The 15,393-nt window shown below is 38.7% G+C and carries 17 protein-coding genes; 7 read left to right on the top strand and 10 right to left on the bottom strand.

Annotation, left to right across the window (positions count from 1 at the left end):
* The first annotated feature begins 202 nt into the window (after positions 1 to 202).
* From B9A58_RS02945 to B9A58_RS02935, 3 genes are read left to right on the top strand one after another with little or no spacing between them, the layout of a single operon-like run.
* Positions 203 to 994 carry a YHYH protein gene (locus B9A58_RS02945; protein ID WP_139793718.1) on the top strand — a complete coding sequence of 264 codons (792 nt, stop codon included), beginning with the start codon at positions 203 to 205 and terminating at the stop codon, positions 992 to 994.
* A 30-nt stretch (positions 995 to 1,024) separates the two neighbouring features.
* Complete coding sequence (locus B9A58_RS02940) at positions 1,025 to 1,645, top strand: toxin-antitoxin system YwqK family antitoxin (RefSeq protein WP_084370927.1); 621 nt, start codon at positions 1,025 to 1,027, stop codon at positions 1,643 to 1,645.
* Positions 1,608 to 2,276, top strand: coding sequence for an SCO family protein (locus tag B9A58_RS02935; protein ID WP_245826976.1), 669 nt, complete (start codon positions 1,608 to 1,610; stop codon positions 2,274 to 2,276). Before B9A58_RS02940 ends, B9A58_RS02935 begins: the two co-directional genes overlap by 38 nt.
* Positions 2,277 to 2,293: 17 nt before the next feature.
* Here the strand turns inward: B9A58_RS02935 and B9A58_RS02930 are convergent, their stop codons facing one another.
* The 4 genes from B9A58_RS02930 to B9A58_RS02915 all read right to left on the bottom strand — a co-directional run bounded on the left by B9A58_RS02930 (position 2,294) and on the right by B9A58_RS02915 (position 5,366).
* Complete coding sequence (locus tag B9A58_RS02930; protein ID WP_084370926.1) at positions 2,294 to 2,899, bottom strand: fumarylacetoacetate hydrolase family protein; 606 nt, start codon at positions 2,897 to 2,899, stop codon at positions 2,294 to 2,296.
* A gap of 96 nt (positions 2,900 to 2,995) precedes the next feature.
* The gene (locus B9A58_RS02925) at positions 2,996 to 3,943 is read right to left on the bottom strand and encodes a M43 family zinc metalloprotease (protein WP_176214659.1); all 948 of its coding nucleotides are present in this window, start codon (positions 3,941 to 3,943) and stop codon (positions 2,996 to 2,998) included.
* Between the two features lie 8 nt (positions 3,944 to 3,951).
* Positions 3,952 to 4,590, bottom strand: a complete 639-nt coding sequence (locus B9A58_RS02920; RefSeq protein ID WP_084370924.1) for a class I SAM-dependent methyltransferase — start codon at positions 4,588 to 4,590, stop codon at positions 3,952 to 3,954.
* On the bottom strand, positions 4,587 to 5,366 hold the full coding sequence (locus B9A58_RS02915; protein ID WP_084370923.1) for a sterol desaturase family protein: 780 nt from the start codon (positions 5,364 to 5,366) through the stop codon (positions 4,587 to 4,589). The genes B9A58_RS02920 and B9A58_RS02915 overlap by 4 nt, the downstream gene beginning before the upstream one ends.
* A 102-nt stretch (positions 5,367 to 5,468) precedes the next feature.
* Between B9A58_RS02915 and B9A58_RS02910 the strand changes: the two genes are divergently transcribed.
* Complete coding sequence (locus B9A58_RS02910; protein WP_084370922.1) at positions 5,469 to 6,083, top strand: TetR/AcrR family transcriptional regulator; 615 nt, start codon at positions 5,469 to 5,471, stop codon at positions 6,081 to 6,083.
* Between the two features lie 189 nt (positions 6,084 to 6,272).
* Here B9A58_RS02910 and B9A58_RS02905 read toward each other — a convergent pair whose 3' ends face one another.
* The 3 genes from B9A58_RS02905 to B9A58_RS02895 all read right to left on the bottom strand — a co-directional run bounded on the left by B9A58_RS02905 (position 6,273) and on the right by B9A58_RS02895 (position 9,410).
* A complete protein-coding gene (locus B9A58_RS02905) occupies positions 6,273 to 6,839 on the bottom strand; it encodes a Crp/Fnr family transcriptional regulator (RefSeq protein WP_084370921.1) in 567 nt (188 codons plus the stop codon).
* 48 nt (positions 6,840 to 6,887) lie between these two features.
* Positions 6,888 to 8,135, bottom strand: a complete 1,248-nt coding sequence (locus tag B9A58_RS02900) for a DEAD/DEAH box helicase (protein ID WP_084370920.1) — start codon at positions 8,133 to 8,135, stop codon at positions 6,888 to 6,890.
* Between the two features lie 309 nt (positions 8,136 to 8,444).
* Positions 8,445 to 9,410, bottom strand: a complete 966-nt coding sequence (locus tag B9A58_RS02895; RefSeq protein WP_084370919.1) for a hypothetical protein — start codon at positions 9,408 to 9,410, stop codon at positions 8,445 to 8,447.
* A 341-nt stretch (positions 9,411 to 9,751) separates the two neighbouring features.
* Between B9A58_RS02895 and B9A58_RS02890 the strand changes: the two genes are divergently transcribed.
* The gene (locus B9A58_RS02890; protein WP_084370918.1) at positions 9,752 to 10,066 is read left to right on the top strand and encodes a helix-turn-helix domain-containing protein; all 315 of its coding nucleotides are present in this window, start codon (positions 9,752 to 9,754) and stop codon (positions 10,064 to 10,066) included.
* A 2-nt stretch (positions 10,067 to 10,068) separates the two neighbouring features.
* Positions 10,069 to 11,331: a type II toxin-antitoxin system HipA family toxin gene (locus B9A58_RS02885; protein ID WP_084370917.1), complete on the top strand. Its 1,263-nt coding sequence runs from the start codon at positions 10,069 to 10,071 to the stop codon at positions 11,329 to 11,331.
* Between the two features lie 65 nt (positions 11,332 to 11,396).
* On the opposite strand, the gene B9A58_RS02880 is transcribed toward B9A58_RS02885, so the two are convergent.
* The 3 genes from B9A58_RS02880 to B9A58_RS02870 are packed head-to-tail and all read right to left on the bottom strand — an operon-like array spanning position 11,397 to position 13,735.
* Positions 11,397 to 12,119 (bottom strand): metallophosphoesterase family protein, encoded by a 723-nt coding sequence (locus B9A58_RS02880; protein WP_084370916.1) that lies wholly within the window; start codon positions 12,117 to 12,119, stop codon positions 11,397 to 11,399.
* Positions 12,116 to 12,409 (bottom strand): VF530 family protein, encoded by a 294-nt coding sequence (locus B9A58_RS02875; RefSeq protein ID WP_084370915.1) that lies wholly within the window; start codon positions 12,407 to 12,409, stop codon positions 12,116 to 12,118. Before B9A58_RS02875 ends, B9A58_RS02880 begins: the two co-directional genes overlap by 4 nt.
* Positions 12,410 to 12,421: 12 nt before the next feature.
* Positions 12,422 to 13,735: a DEAD/DEAH box helicase gene (locus B9A58_RS02870; protein WP_084370914.1), complete on the bottom strand. Its 1,314-nt coding sequence runs from the start codon at positions 13,733 to 13,735 to the stop codon at positions 12,422 to 12,424.
* 456 nt (positions 13,736 to 14,191) lie between these two features.
* Here B9A58_RS02870 and B9A58_RS02865 point away from each other — a divergent pair, with 456 nt between their 5' ends.
* Complete coding sequence (locus B9A58_RS02865) at positions 14,192 to 15,352, top strand: hypothetical protein (protein ID WP_139793717.1); 1,161 nt, start codon at positions 14,192 to 14,194, stop codon at positions 15,350 to 15,352.
* The last annotated feature ends 41 nt before the right edge of the window (positions 15,353 to 15,393 follow it).

The raw sequence follows: 15,393 nt of genomic DNA, 5'->3' as shown, positions 1-15,393 counted from the left end.
GACGAACAACACCTGCTAAACACTACTATGGTGTTTAATGTCGGTTGTATCAGAGTGAATCTAATGGTTTTCTATAAATCAATTACATGGAAAAGAAATAGCATTTTAAAATTTAATTTCTGTCATTTTAAAAAAAGAGGGGTAGGACATTTATTCATCTACCCGTTTCAATAGTAATTCAAACACTATAAAAAGCACCAATATGAAGAAATCTATTATCCTTTTGTCCATGATATTTGGACTATTTGCGATGTATGCATGCTCGGAAGACGATGCTGCCACTGACAATGATGACGACAATGACGAAACTACTGGAGACGTGGTAGCCACACCTACTTTAGCCTTTGATGAATTCAATGCAAGTGCAGTAACTGTGTCTTTTGATGGTGATGAAATCACCATAGTTTCAAATGCACTCCCCAATCATACTTCACCCTACTGGTCTGCTAATGATGATTTGTATATTGATCCCATAGTTGCAGATGAGGAGAGTATTTCGCCCGGAAATATCACAGAAGCGAGCTATACCCTGACCGTGCCTACTGAGCCAGAATTGGCCTCTACAAGTACAGAAACTGGTTTGGGAGCTATTGGTATTTCTGTGACAGGTGTGCCCATTTATAACCAATCTGAAGGCCCCACTGACGTGACTGAAGGGACGGCTTCTGGATTTGATTGGTCAGGTGGACATTCTGGACCAACGGGTTATCATTACCACGTAGAAGCCAGGGATGTAGGTGAGACTTCTCCTTTGACTATAGACGATGACGAGCTATTGGGTATAATGTCTGACGGATTTTTGATATATGGGAGGAAATGTAATTCCATTGGTGATTATCCTATTGATGGCGACGCATCCAATGGACATTATGCCACTACACAGCACAGCACAGAGGAATTTTATCATTATCACATCGTCAATGAAATTTACCTAAATACGTATTATTTATTGTTTGGTGTAGACCTTCAGGGCACACAAAATGCCATCATGTAAATTTTTATAATCCTCCTCCAATTGTTACCTATGAATACTAAAGTACTATTGATCTGGCTTGGACTATTGTCCGCCTGCGTTCAAGATATCGCCAAGTCATCTGCAGAATTGAATGAGGCAAAGGACATAGTCCTTCCTGCCGTAGAGTATCAAATGGAGGAGGTTTTTTTTAATAGAAACAATAGTACTTGGTTATTGAAATTAGATTCTTCCAGGGTGTCAGGACACATACATGAGCGCTATCCAAACGGCACCTTGCTCAGAGCATTTGGCGTATTTGAAGGAAAAAGGGAAGGGTTGTTGATGACCTATTTCCCGAATGGGAAGTTGAAATACACAGAAAACTATAGGCAAAACAAATTGGACGGTACGGTGAAAAGATGGTCTCAGGAAGGTGGTTATCAACTACTGGCCCAACTTTCGTATAAATCTGGCAAGCTGCATGGAGAACAGAAGAAATGGTTTAGTTCAGGGGAGCTCCATAAGCTGATGCACATGAATATGGGGCAAGAAGAAGGCCGGCAGCAGGCTTTTAGAAAGAACGGGGTAGTATACGCCAACTATGAGGCTAAAAATGGTCGTGTTTTTGGATTGAAAAGATCAAATTTGTGTTATGAATTGGATGATGAGCAAGTGGTGTATCGAGATTAAAGTTTTACTGTTGCTGACAGTGACAGCAATTACAGGCTGTTCCAATGTTCGAGAAAAAACGAGCAGAGTAGAATATCTACCCTATTATAATGAGGCTACTTTCACGCCCAGGTGGCTGGTTCCTGGAAATGTAACCAGTGACTTTCATCAAATTCCCTCCTTTACTTTGTATAATCAGCTGGGTGAAAAGATCACGGAGCAGCATTTGAATGGCAAAATCACAGTGGTGGATTTTTTCTTTACCACATGTCCAGGGATTTGCCCTAAGATGACCAACAACATGCTACTGGTTCAGGAGGCGTTCAACATGGAAGATGGGGTACAAATCTTTTCGCATTCTGTGACACCAGCTTATGACAGTGTAGAGGTGCTGAAGGACTATGCCAGAATCAAGGGAATCAATAGTGACAAATGGCAACTTCTCACTGGAGAACGATCAGTGATATATGATTTGGGAAGAAATCAATATTTTGTGGAAGAAGACTTAGGACTGCAAAAAGACCCTGAGGATTTTATCCACACCGAGAATTTTTTACTCATAGATCAAAACAGAAGAATCAGAGGCATTTATAATGGATTGAATAAAACAGCTGTCAATCAGTTGATAACAGATGCCAAGACGCTGCTCTAGCCTTGGCATCCATTCATTTAGCGCACTTCAAACGCCAGTTTGTTTTCTCCCTCCAGTGTAAGCAAGAGTTGATCGCCAGGTTTGACCAGGCCTACACCATGTGCTGGTGTACCAGACAATAAAATGTCTCCAGGGTTTAGCGTCATGAACTGTGAAACATGCGCAATAATTTCTGGTAGTTGGTATACCATCAATGAGGAATTTCCAGTTTGAACGCGTTTGCCATTCAGGTCTAAAGCAAAATTGATTTCATCCTCAAACTGAGTGAGAGGAAAAAAATCTGAAATAGGCGTGGCGCCATCAAACCCTTTGGCCAATGCCCAGGGGCCTTTATTTTCTCTGCTTTTTGCCAGTACATCCTTGGCAGTGAAGTCTATAGATACTGCGACTGCATCCACATGGGACAGAGCATTTGCTTCGCTTATATTCTTTCCTTTTTTAGAAATTCTATAAGCCAATTCAACCTCGTAGGCTACCTCATTGGAGATAGCGGGTATTTCGAAAGGAGCACCATCCATCAGTAGTGTAGTTTCTGGCTTGGTAAATATGATAGGTTGCCATTTGGGCGATGGCATTTCTTTGAGTGTATTTACATAGTTTTTTCCGATTCCTACAATAGTCATATTCAAAAATTTAATGATTAATGAAACAAATATATACCATTATATAGTTGTCGTTATCGAGCACGGAAATTTATGTTTGATATTTTACCCTTGCGTTTATCGAATGCCAGGACTGCTCAAAAGAGCGTTTCTGCCTTTATGATTTTTAAGGACGTAATGCATACGATCCATTTGATCATGGGTAAACATATTCATAAGTTGATCATCAGACCACGTCATGTAATTATTGACTTGTGCTGTTTCTCCTTTACACCCAACAAAGGCAATATTGTACACGGGCTGATCTACTGCTGGTGTATCTTCACAATAGTCATTATTTTCACAATCATTACCTGCCCAGGTGTGTAATAACCCCAAGTAGTGACCCATTTCATGGGTCAATGTTCTTCCGTACCTTGCGTGACAATCTATATCAGACTCTCCAAAATGAAAGTGGTTAATTAGAATTCCTTCTTTGTCATTTGGCCCTGGGATCAGCAATAATTCTGTTCCTGGTAAATCCGTATCTGGTGCAGAAGATATTCCCAATGCCAAGCATATTGCTGATTCAGGTAAGGGCGTTGTCCAGATATTAATGTATTGACTAGAATTCCAATAAGCATATTGCGCATAGTGGTTTTGATTATAGCCTAAACTGGGCACATTAATTTTATTTTGATCTATTCTATTGATACCATTGGTAGGGTTTCCATCTGGATCTGTTTTTGCCAAAACAAATTCTATTTTGCTATCTGCTCCATCAGGGTGATTATTGAATCCCCTTGTATTGGCTTTCCTTCTAAAATCTTCATTAAGGATTTCAATTTGTCTTAGGATTCGCGCATCAGATAGGTTAGTACCATGACCTATGTCTTCACCCAAGTGGACAACGTGAACCACTACAGGTAAATAAGCCACATCAATACCCAGCTCAGGAACTTCAGGAATAATCTCGTCCTCCTTTGGAGCAACGTCCTCTTCAGTGCTACAGGAAAAGAGAATAAAAAGTGTACTGAGTATCCAGCTAGGAAAACGGTTCATTTGAATGCTATTTTGAGTTTTCATTATCAATTTCATTTAATGGCTCTTCCTCTGATCTGAGGGATAATTGCTACAAACGGAGAATATTGGTTGTAGTTTTCAATAGTGAGACTACTAAAACCAATGGATTGAAGTATGGAGGCTGTGTCCCTGTTCGTGTGGCATCCTTCGAAGAACCAATGCCAAGGTTTGTGTATGAGTCGTTGAAACCAGGCCAAGAATGTATTCTCTTTTGCCTTTACATGTTCAATAAATACAAATTTGCCGTCAGGTTTTAGTATGCGTTTGATTTGTTGTAAAACCATCTCAGGATCATGGACGCTACAGAGTACCAATGTGGATACTACAAACTCGTAAGAATTATCAGGTAGATCAATAGCTTCACCCACCAATGATCTGATCTTCAAATTAATGCCATATTGGTAAGCACTTTTGTGAAGATTTTCGTGCATGTGCAAATTGGGCTCAATAGCTATGAGATTGGTGCCTTTACTATAGTACCTCATATTTGCCCCAGCACCAGGTCCTATTTCTACTACTGTAGACGGATGGCCCTCAAAAAGTTTTCTTTTAGAGTCACCAAATAGTCGATTCATATAACTGCTTAATGCCTTAAAAATCCAGGCATTAAGCGGCCCTCTGAAATAATTGAGTTCGAATTCGTAGGTCATGGCTGAGAAGGTTTGGTTACATCTTTTCCTCTAAGCATATCTAGTATCCTACTTGAGGCATCGTCATAGTATCCAGTCTGATGCTCAAAAGTTTTTGGATTTTTGAATGTGCCGAACAAAATATCTATGATTGGTAGATCTGTATAATTGTACGCATGGATGCCTCTAGCATGGTGTACCGTATGACTTTCTGGTCTTTGAATGATATAGCCTAACCATTGTGGTGTATGGATATTGGCATGTTGAAAAACACCTAAAAAAGTAGTGAAAAAAATCATATTGGTAATTGCCTGTGGAGATAGTCCCATGATGAGTGAGAAACAGAGAGAACTGATTAGAGACAAACCAATCATATCATTGAAACTGAACATGAATGCACTCGAAACATCCAGGCGCTCGACACTGTGATGCAATTGATGAGAGACCCTAAAAAAGAAATTGGATTTGTGCATACTAATGTGCCACCCGTACTGCACCAGTTCGAATAAAAAGATGGCCATAAATGTTTGAATCCACAGGTTGAGGTGACTCAGGTCGATCAATTGATAGGAAGAAAGAAAATCATCCCACAGCAAAGGCGCATAGGAGGTAAACAAAATGAATACTAGGAAAAAAAGGAGACCTCTGATCCTCCAGTATTTCATACTTGGTAATGGTCGAGCTGGAAATATAGCTTCATATAAAAACAATCCACTAATTATCAGGTAAACAGAAATGGAGACCGGATCAGTAAGTATTTGATAAGGTGTCGGAAATTTTGAAAATAGTTCTTGCATAATCGTAATTATTTTGAGTTTAATTAAACAGACTAGTTGGTACAAATATAATTGTATTTTAAATTGTACCAACTAGTCTGTTAACATTATTATATTAGCCAAATGGGAAGAGATGGTAAACCAACACGAGCCAAGATATTAACCGAATCAAAGAACCTGGTGCTACAAAATGGTTTCGCTGGTACAACGATTGACCAAATTCTAGGAAAGACTGGGATTACTAAAGGTGCCTTTTTTTATCACTTCAAGTCTAAATCAGATTTGGCAAAGGCCTTGATTGAAGAGTATATTGAAAATGATAAGGCAGAGTTAGCGCATGCATTAAAAGATACGGAAGCTTACATTAGCAACCCTTTTGATCGATTACTTCATTTCGTGCAGTGGTTTATTGATCTCTTAACTGAATTGGAAGAAATCCCTGGCTGTTTATATGCTTCTTATAGCTACGAACCGAGCCATTTTAATGATGACATAAAGAAGTACATTTCAGAATCTATTTTGATGTGGAGAGGAGTCTTCAATCAAATGCTAACGGAAGTACTAAAAAGTCATACAACGAAAATGGAAATTGACACAAAATCATTAGCTGATCATTTTGTAGTGATTTTGGAAGGTTCATTTATCGTTTCAAAAGCTATTAATCGCAAGGAAATTTCAGCCAAGCAGCTGAAACACTTTAAAAATTATTTGGAAATAGTTTTTGAACAGAAAACATAGAAATATCTCGTTTCAGATAATCATTATGACATAAACTCCGCGTACATACATGGAGCTTTGGGTTCAATAGAAAGTCTACTGGTTTGGCAAATTGTGAAAAATGGTTTTCCATAATCTTTTGTTTTTATTTTGAGAACACAAAAGAAGCGGTATGAAATTTTTTTTGCTAAAAAAAGGACTTGATCTATGTTAGGAATTTAGCTTCTTCCTGATTCTACTCAAACTTTCGGGATGTATACCAAGATATTTGGCGATTTTGTTGACAGGTATTTGCGAAATGTATTGTGAATGTGTGGCAAACATCTCGGCATATTTTTCTTCAGCCGTTTTTGTGAGTAGCTCTTTTTCACGGTTAGACTTTCTGATATAACCTTGTTCAGTTAAGATTCTACCAAACTGATTGGCCTCCAACGAATGTTTATAAGCACTCATTAAGTCTTCGCGTTTGATCATTTCCATTTTGCAGTCTATCAAAGCTTTTATCTGCACATCTGTAGGTTGTTGGGTCAAAAACGAGGTGAATCCACAAACCATTTCGTTTTCGAAAAAAAAATCAATAATTTTTTCAGTCACGTAGCTCCTGATTGTCATTTCGACCATTCCTTCATTAATGAAATAAACCAGATTCTCAAGTTGGTCATATTTTGTAACGATCTCGCCTTTTTTGAAGTGAACTACTTTTATTGGGAAAGGAAGGTCAGTATTCGAATCTCTCGACGAATTAAGTACTGTATTATAAAAGGTTCGAAATGACATATAAAAACATTACTAGAACACTGCAAAGCTACTGTTTTTTTGAGTCGCCTACCTTCTGCGGCCACCACCAGACTTCTTCCTATTTGCAAAAAACTCTTGCTTGCGACGTTGTTTTTCTTTGTTCCATTCCTTCTTTTCTGCCTCTGTCATGGGCTTCTCTGTTTGCGGGAATGGATGGTCCTTGATGACTTTGATGGTCTGCTTTGTGAGCTTTTCTATGGCCTTCACATTTGTGTTTTCTTCTGGCTCTGAAATCGAAATAGCAACACCCGCCTCACCTGCACGACCAGAACGGCCGATTCTATGTACGTAAGTTTCGGCTTCACCAGGCACATCATAATTGATGACGTACTTTAGTTTATCAATGTCGATCCCACGTGCGGCAATGTCTGTGGCTACCAGCACCCTGATTTTTCCAGCTTTGAAATCTTTCAAGGCTTTCTGTCTTTGGTTTTGGGCCTTGTCGCCGTGTATGGCAGCTGATTTGATTTTGTATTTGTGTAAGTCTCTGGCTATTCTGTCAGCGCCATGTTTGGTTCTTCCAAAGATCAACACTTGATCCATTTTATCATCCTTTAGGATATGGAGCAGGAGTTTCTTTTTGGACTCCCTATTGGTATAATAGAGATACTGCTGAATGGTTTCGGCAGTAGACGAGACTGGATTCACCTCTATTTTCTTTGGGTTAGTCAGTATCTCATTGGCCAATTTGAGAATGCTGGTGGGCATGGTGGCTGAGAAGAATAATGACTGACGTTGCTTGGGTAAATAAGTCAGTAGCTTCTTCACATCATTGACAAACCCCATGTCTAGCATTCGATCAGCCTCGTCGAGCACGAATATTTTGATCTGATTCAAGGAGATATGTCCTTGGCTGATCAAGTCTAGTAGACGGCCAGGTGTGGCGACGAGCACGTGCACGCCTCTTTTGAGTTTGTCTACTTGAGAGCCTTGCTTTACTCCACCAAATATCACAGTATGCTTCAAGTTGGTGTATTTGCTGTACAGTCTGATGTTTTCATCAATCTGTATGGCCAATTCTCTGGTAGGTGTTACGATCAAAGAAAGCAACTGTGGCTTACCGCCATTTCCGCCTTCCATTTCATGTATGCGCTGAATGATCGGAATGGCAAAAGCTGCCGTTTTTCCTGTTCCGGTTTGGGCAGAACCTAGGACATCATTTCTGTCCAATACCAAGGGTATGGCTTTGGCTTGTATGGCAGTAGGTTCTGTGTAGTTTTTATCTTTAAGCGCCTTGAGTATAGGCGCAATGAGGGGCAATTCTTCGAATGTCATATAATGCTATAAAGTGCTGAAATGCACTTTTGGCATTTCTCTAAGCCGCAAAGGTAGGTATAAGTATCACCAAACGGTTAGGAAAGGGGAGAATAGATTTTTTTAATGACCACGCTGGCTAGTCGCCAATCCAATGAACGACAGTAGATGTAGTAAAGTATAAACCTTCTGGATCGTGGAATTTGTACTTTTCGGACATGGGTAGAATGGTTGGTAGGGTAGCGTAATTTTAGAAAATTTTTTCATGGTGGTTGCAGGCACCGCACGCGTTACGCTGTCGCTAAACGCGCCCGATTGGGGGTTTCGTTTTTATTTTATTAACAGATATCTCAAAACAAGATATACCACAGTCATTATTGCTAATATTATTGATGAATATTTTAGGTTTCTAAATAATCGTACTCTTTTTATTTTCCTTTTTTTCTTTTTCAAAAACTTCTTTTCTCCCTTGTCATAGAAGAAAGTACAATTATAAACATCGCCAATTTTCGGATTATCAATTTCCCATTCAAATCCATTTTCCGAAACATTGTAAGGTGAAGGTGAATTATATGACTTCGTTTTTAAGCCATAATAATTTAGTTCTTCCCAGTTATTAGATGGGATATTGGTCGGTTCTTTAAAACAAATAACTTTTTCTATAGGTATTTCAGTGTATAAAACACATTTTTGAAACCCAATTTTATATGCTATTGGTACTCTTATGCTGTCGCAATAATTATCCTTATCAAATTTATAGTTTGGTGTATAAGAATATTTGAAGTCCCAAACTTGGTATTTTTTTACGTCTTCATCAGGCTTAAATGTAACTTTAATTATACCATTTTTTTGTTTTTCTACATTAGTTACAGTTCCATTTAATTCTAGATTCATTGATTCGAATGATTCGCCTTCACTTGATTGCATTTTGATAGTAAAGTCATCCGGTTCAGGGTCTTTCTCAAAAATCATTTTCTGGGATAACGAATATTTTGAAGTGCCATTTTTGAAAATTATCATTTTATTTTCCTGCTCTAAAACAATATTTTTTTTCTTTCTAGTAACTTCAAAATATTTCATTGCCCTAGGGCGTAAAAAAAATAATATTATTAAAGTTGCGAAAACAATAATTAAGGCACTCGCAATGTATATTTCGTATTCCGTATTTATAATCCACTCAATCGACTCTGCTATTCCGATTATTGAAAAAACAAGTGTTATTAAATGCCAAATTCCAAGAATTGGGTCATCTTGATATGCATTAAATTTATTTTTTATTATCGTTAGTAATTTCATCGGTCATTAAATGAACGCCAACATACATATACACCATGGCGTATATTTATCTTTCAATTTTGATTCAATAAGTAATCTCTCTCAGAAGGGCTGCTGTCTGGCTGCTGACCAGACGGGATGTAAAATAGGAAAATCAGATGATGATCACAACTCATGGTCACAGCAGAGGGTCATTTAGGGGCAGTATCAAACCAGATCACTTCAGGACTCGAATAAGTTTAGATGCCCCTATTTTTAATTGGATATGGATAGGTGAGGAATTACAAACTCATTCATTTTAAGTTTATAATGTTTATTATATAATACAAAAATATTTATATTTGATTATTATAATAAACATTATGGATAAACGACGTGCAATATTGCTACCTAAGACAAGCCAAATTATTGAAATCGTAGGTGAACAAATAAAGCTAGCAAGACTCAGACGAAAGTTGAGTGGTGAAAGGGTAGCCGAACGTGCAGGTATTGGAAGAAGTACCTTGATTTCCATTGAGCAAGGGAAGCCGTCAGTCGGTATAGGGCACTATCTCAATGTACTAAAAGTACTAGGTCTTGAAAAGGATTTTTTACTGCTGGCAAAAGATGATGTGCTAGGAAGGAAATTACAGGATGCTGGTCTGTCGACAAAAGTCCGGGCACCAAAGAAGAAATAGCAATGGCAGGAAGAGAAATATATGTTTATGCAGATTGGCAAGAAATGGAAAGCCCCATGCTGATGGGCATATTGACATCAGAGCAACTAAGAGGAAAAGAAATCTTTTCATTTGAATACGATAAAGACTGGTTGGCATCCAAATTTGTTCACGTATTGGATCCTGATCTACAACTTTACTCTGGCCCACAATACCTCAATAATGAGGATAAATTCAACTTTGGTTTGTTCCTCGATTCTTCACCAGATCGATGGGGAAGGGTACTCATGCAACGGAGAGAAGCAGCAAAGGCCAGATTGGAACAGCGAAAAGCAATTAAACTTTTTGAAACGGATTACTTATTGGGCGTACACGATGGACATCGTATGGGCGGGCTAAGATTTAAACTTGATCCAGATGGGACGTTCTTAAATGATGACGAACGCCAGGCAAGTCCCCCTTGGACTTCCATCCGTGAGCTAGAGCAAATAAGCCTTAAATTGGAAGAAGAAGATGTCATTGACGATCCTGAATATTTCAAATGGCTGAATATGCTCGTTAATCCTGGGTCGTCTCTTGGAGGCGCAAGGCCAAAAGCAAGTGTGCTGGATACTGCCAATCACCTTTGGATAGCCAAGTTTCCCAGCAAAAGTGATGACGGAAATATTGGTGCATGGGAAATGGTCACCTATGAATTGGCCCTTAAGGCTGGAATAGATATGGCCGAATGTCAGGCCAAGAAATTTTCTAGTGATCATCATACCTTTTTGACCAAAAGATTTGATCGAACAGCTAATGGTAAACGCATTCACTTCACTTCCGCGATGACACAATTAGGCTATACAGATGGTGCTGATGCGGCTGCTGGAGTCAGCTATCTGGAGCTTGTTGATTTCATCATCAGTCACGGTGCGCATGTGAAGGAGGATCTTCACGAACTTTGGAGGAGGATTGTTTTCAGTATCTGTGTTTCCAATACTGATGATCACCTAAGAAACCATGGTTTCTTACTGTCCGATCAAGGATGGCGCTTGTCTCCAGCTTACGACATCAATCCTAATGAAAGTGGTAGTGGTCTGAAACTAAATATTTCTGACAATGATAATTCGCTGGATCTAGCGCTTGCTTTTGAAGTACACGAATTTTTCCGACTAGACAAAAAAGAAGCTGTTCGGATTATTGAGCGAGTAAAAAACGCTGTTGTCCAGTGGCGGGAGGTCGCGAAAAAGTACGGAATTTCAAAAACAAACCAAGAAATAAAGGCAGCCGCATTTCAGGGAATCTAGCAAGTCATGTTTGGCAAGGGAGTACAACTAAATTTGCGCTACTGTGCAATCAATTTTACAAAATATTATTGATCCCTGTCAAACCAAATAACTTCTGAACACAACTTATTTTCACTAAAATCTAATATGCGGTATGCAAAGCCAATGTTTTCTACTTCCGCTTTTTTGGAGTGTCTTTTGATTTGGATACTGGCAGAAGGCGTGACGGTTTGGCTGATGTTGTCTTCTGTCGTATAATCATCCAAATGTAAGTGCCCACAGTATACGTGCACAGGCCGATTATGAGTGAGTAAAACCTGTTTGACTTGATCAGCTCCTGCTAAAGGAAATTCGAGCTGTGGAGTGGTATGGGTTTGCAGGATAGGGTGGTGGATGAAAAGCAAAATTGGCTTTTCAGTTTGTACTTCTGCTTTTAGCCAATCCAGTTGCAACTGACTGATCATTTCGGTAGAAGTATCCAGATAGATCGACTTGAACCTTTCGTTTTCTTCACTCCAGTACCATTCCTCTCGATCGTTAATGGTGGCTGGTTTGTAGGATTGAACCACTTCGGCAAAATGGTCATGGTTGCCTAAGATGACTTTGTAGTCCAACTTGCTCTGATCTAACGCATCAAAAAACTGACGATGAGCCGCTTGAGACCCAATGTCACCCAAAAAAACTACTTGCTTGATTCCTTTGGCTTGGATGTCGGCAAGGATGATCTTCCAATTGTCCCAAGGGGATACACCATTTTTAGTAGTAAAATCTTCTTCAGCGTGTAGGTCAGTGACTAAGGCTATTTTCATTCTGGTTTTTTCTTGTAATATCTGGGCTTTCCGGGCTCGCGTTTGGGTTTCACTCTTCTGCTATAGCCTCGCTTGAGCACGTGCAAATAAAAGCGCTCTACCTTCTCTCTAGCCCATGGTGTTCTACGCAAAAACTTCAAACTGGATTTGATAGATGGGTCATGGGTGAAACAATTGATATTTACCTCTTGACCCAGATTTTCCCATCCACATTTTTCTACCAACTCTTCGAGCATGTCGGTCAATTTTACACCGTGTAGTGGGTTGTTTTTTTGTTCGTGATCACTCATGCTTGCTGTAAGTTATTTCAATAGACTGATTCTGACCTTCTTCTTTTTTAAGCGGCTGTTGTTGAGCTGCTTGATCAATTGATCCGACTTGGAAGCAGGCACGGCCACAAAAGCACAATCTTGTTTCAACTCGATCATACCTAATTCGTCTTTAGTCAAACTGCCTTGTTTCATGAATAGACCAGCAATATCACCCTTAGATATTTTGTCTTTTCGTCCGCCAGAGATGAAAAGTGTACACCAGGGGCTGTCTTGAAATTGACCCGAAGTTTGAAGAATTTCTTCTTCAACACCTTTCGCAAAATCTGGTACTTTTTCATTTTTGCTTTTGAGCAAATAGGATGTGCCGTTTTGACTCATTCTAGCTGTTCGCCCATTTCTGTGTGTAAACTCCTCTTCCTTGGGAGGCAATTGAAAATGTACAATAAAGTCTAAGGCGGGTACATCTATGCCTCTGGCAGCTAAGTCCGTAGCCAACAACAAACGACTGGTTCCATTTCTAAACTTGATCAAAGCTCTTTCTCTATCTTGTTGTTCCAATCCTCCATAGAAGCAGCTATGGCCTATTTTGCGATCCATCAGATAGTCACTGACTTCCTGGATAGTGTCCTTGAAGTTGCAGAATATGATGCCGTTGCCATTTTGAACATGTTCCAGAAGTTGGACTAGAGCGGCAAGCTTGTCATTGGGCTTTGCAGTCACCAATTTTAAACTCAGATTGTTCGAGGGCTGATCAAGGAAATCCAGTTGAGTTGGGTTTTTGAGGCCTACAAATGCTGGGATTTCTACCTTTTGTGTGGCAGAGGTCAGTATCTTCTTACTGGCAGTTCGGAGTTCATCAATGATCTCTATCATTTCTGTTTCAAAACCCACCTCCAGTGATTTGTCAAATTCATCCAAGACTATTGTATCTATATAATCTGTAGAAATAGTTTCTCTTCGAAAATGATCTGCAATTCTTCCAGGAGTCCCAATCAAAATAGCTGGAGCATGTTTCAATTCGGTTTTGTCCTTGGACCCAGCCCTGCCGCCATATACTGCATTGGCTTTAAAACCGCTGCCCATTTCTCTTACTACCTGCTCAATTTGAATCGCCAACTCACGAGAAGGGACTAAAATGAGCACTTGAGCTTCTTCTAAGTTTGGGTCCAGGTTTGCAATGATTGGCAATAAAAACGCCAGGGTTTTGCCCGTGCCAGTCGGAGAGAGCAGTACCACTTCATCATTTTCTGAAATGGCTTGCTGTGCAGCTAATTGCATGGTATTTAGCTGAGCAATACCGAGTTTCTCTAGAATGGCTTTTTGGTCTTTGATCTTTCCTGACATGAGGCAAAGGTAGAGCTAAAGAGTCATTAAAGCGGTTACTTGAAGTAACCTCTTTAATCAAGTCATTTATTCCATTGTAGAATTGAGTATGATCTCAAATCCTTGTCATTTTGAGTGACAGCGAAAAATCTTGTTAGAGTTTCTTGTAAAATTTCTCATACCATGAATTGACAAAGAAAAAAGTAATACGGATAGAGTTTTCATCCAAAAGTCATTTCGTCGAGAGGAACGACCGGAGAAAACTCCTTAGCTGCTGGCGGCATACAAATGCTTTTACAAATCTTCTGCTATACCCTGAGGAGATCCCTCACGGGATGACATTGAGGGTATGAGCTTGCCTAGGTTTCAGAAACATGCTGCCCCCAACTTTAGACTGATCCATGTTCTGCTTTGACATCTTTTAAGGTTAAAACCTAATTTATTTTCCTATTATTGTAAATGAAAAAATAGAAGAATATGACTAAAATAATATGCATTTTGATGAGTATGGTTGGACTAATATTAATTTCTTGTGATGATGAGCTTTCGTACTTAGAAAAGGGTGTTTTTAATCAATCTAATTTTGAGAAATCATTTACTCAATTAATTAATTCACCTTTTCTTCAAACAGACTATAAAGTTGAACATCAATTTGACGTCCATGGTGTTTTACTGAAATCAAAAGTAGTGAAATATTATAGTGATAAGTTCCACAGGGCTATTTATGAATACACACATGTTTATAATGAAAATGGTATAATAACTTCATCTGAGAATGCTTCTAGCTCAAACCTTGGATATTCTGAAGAATACTTGAAACAGTTATTACGGCTAAACTATGAGTTTGATCAAGAGGGTAGAATATCCAAATTGACATATCCAGATAAAGAGGAAAAGAATGAAACCAAATACGGGTATTCTAGAGAAGGAAATCTAGTATCAATAATATCCGATGATGAATATTTGAAGTTAGTATATAACAATGACAACAGGATAAAATCAATATATAGAGATAATAGATTGACTGTCGAGTATGAATACAGTGGGGCATTGCTTAAAAAAGTAATAGCACATCCCTTAGATTTTTTTACAGGAGAGGCTTTAGATACTCAAGTTGATTTTTATGAGTACGATAGCAAAGATCGAATTATCAGGCATATTAAAGAACGTAATGGGAGTGTGCAGAGCAAGAAAGAATTGGAATATGCTGAGAACTTAATATTAAGTAACTATTGGGGAGTAAATAGTAGACTCGACGACGAGATTATTTATAATGATGATTTGGAGGTTTTAAAAGAATATCATTACTTATACCGTAACAATGAATATTTGGGAGGGTTAACTGAAATTAAAAACTTAAACGAATTGGAGGGAGTTTTTTTTACTGGATCAAGGACTTCTCCATCTGTGCTAGGCTCATATGAATCAAAAAAAATTGAGAAACGTGATTATGTCATTAATATATTCAGTGAAAATGAGACCGAATTGTACGAAGTACACCTGAAAGAGAATGAATATGGGAATTTAATTAAAAAATGGTACAATGGAGGAGTGTTGTTGGAGGATAAGGATATTGATGAAACTTGGATTGTTAGATTTATTAATCATGACCGTTTTGAAAGGCTTTTTGGCTTTTAGTAATTTGTAAATTAAACAGCACTTTCAAAGGAGAAAAGCTG

Origin of the sequence: Reichenbachiella faecimaris (assembly GCF_900176375.1) — a bacterium.
Taxonomy (GTDB): Bacteria; Bacteroidota; Bacteroidia; order Cytophagales; family Cyclobacteriaceae; genus Reichenbachiella; species Reichenbachiella faecimaris.
Note: the sequence above shows the minus strand (reverse complement) of the source record. Positions and strands in the feature narration are given on the sequence as shown.

What these genes read in the sequence shown, in the direction of transcription:
- B9A58_RS02945 (WP_139793718.1), top strand. Translation starts at nt 203, where the DNA reads ATGAAGAAATCTATTATCCTTTTGTCCATGATATTTGGACTATTTGCG.
- B9A58_RS02940 (WP_084370927.1), top strand. Translation starts at nt 1,025, where the DNA reads ATGAATACTAAAGTACTATTGATCTGGCTTGGACTATTGTCCGCCTGC.
- B9A58_RS02935 (WP_245826976.1), top strand. Translation starts at nt 1,608, where the DNA reads ATGAATTGGATGATGAGCAAGTGGTGTATCGAGATTAAAGTTTTACTG.
- B9A58_RS02930 (WP_084370926.1), bottom strand. Translation starts at nt 2,899, where the DNA reads ATGACTATTGTAGGAATCGGAAAAAACTATGTAAATACACTCAAAGAA.
- B9A58_RS02925 (WP_176214659.1), bottom strand. Translation starts at nt 3,943, where the DNA reads ATGAAAACTCAAAATAGCATTCAAATGAACCGTTTTCCTAGCTGGATA.
- B9A58_RS02920 (WP_084370924.1), bottom strand. Translation starts at nt 4,590, where the DNA reads ATGACCTACGAATTCGAACTCAATTATTTCAGAGGGCCGCTTAATGCC.
- B9A58_RS02915 (WP_084370923.1), bottom strand. Translation starts at nt 5,366, where the DNA reads ATGCAAGAACTATTTTCAAAATTTCCGACACCTTATCAAATACTTACT.
- B9A58_RS02910 (WP_084370922.1), top strand. Translation starts at nt 5,469, where the DNA reads ATGGGAAGAGATGGTAAACCAACACGAGCCAAGATATTAACCGAATCA.
- B9A58_RS02905 (WP_084370921.1), bottom strand. Translation starts at nt 6,839, where the DNA reads ATGTCATTTCGAACCTTTTATAATACAGTACTTAATTCGTCGAGAGAT.
- B9A58_RS02900 (WP_084370920.1), bottom strand. Translation starts at nt 8,135, where the DNA reads ATGACATTCGAAGAATTGCCCCTCATTGCGCCTATACTCAAGGCGCTT.
- B9A58_RS02895 (WP_084370919.1), bottom strand. Translation starts at nt 9,410, where the DNA reads ATGAAATTACTAACGATAATAAAAAATAAATTTAATGCATATCAAGAT.
- B9A58_RS02890 (WP_084370918.1), top strand. Translation starts at nt 9,752, where the DNA reads ATGGATAAACGACGTGCAATATTGCTACCTAAGACAAGCCAAATTATT.
- B9A58_RS02885 (WP_084370917.1), top strand. Translation starts at nt 10,069, where the DNA reads ATGGCAGGAAGAGAAATATATGTTTATGCAGATTGGCAAGAAATGGAA.
- B9A58_RS02880 (WP_084370916.1), bottom strand. Translation starts at nt 12,119, where the DNA reads ATGAAAATAGCCTTAGTCACTGACCTACACGCTGAAGAAGATTTTACT.
- B9A58_RS02875 (WP_084370915.1), bottom strand. Translation starts at nt 12,409, where the DNA reads ATGAGTGATCACGAACAAAAAAACAACCCACTACACGGTGTAAAATTG.
- B9A58_RS02870 (WP_084370914.1), bottom strand. Translation starts at nt 13,735, where the DNA reads ATGTCAGGAAAGATCAAAGACCAAAAAGCCATTCTAGAGAAACTCGGT.
- B9A58_RS02865 (WP_139793717.1), top strand. Translation starts at nt 14,192, where the DNA reads ATGACTAAAATAATATGCATTTTGATGAGTATGGTTGGACTAATATTA.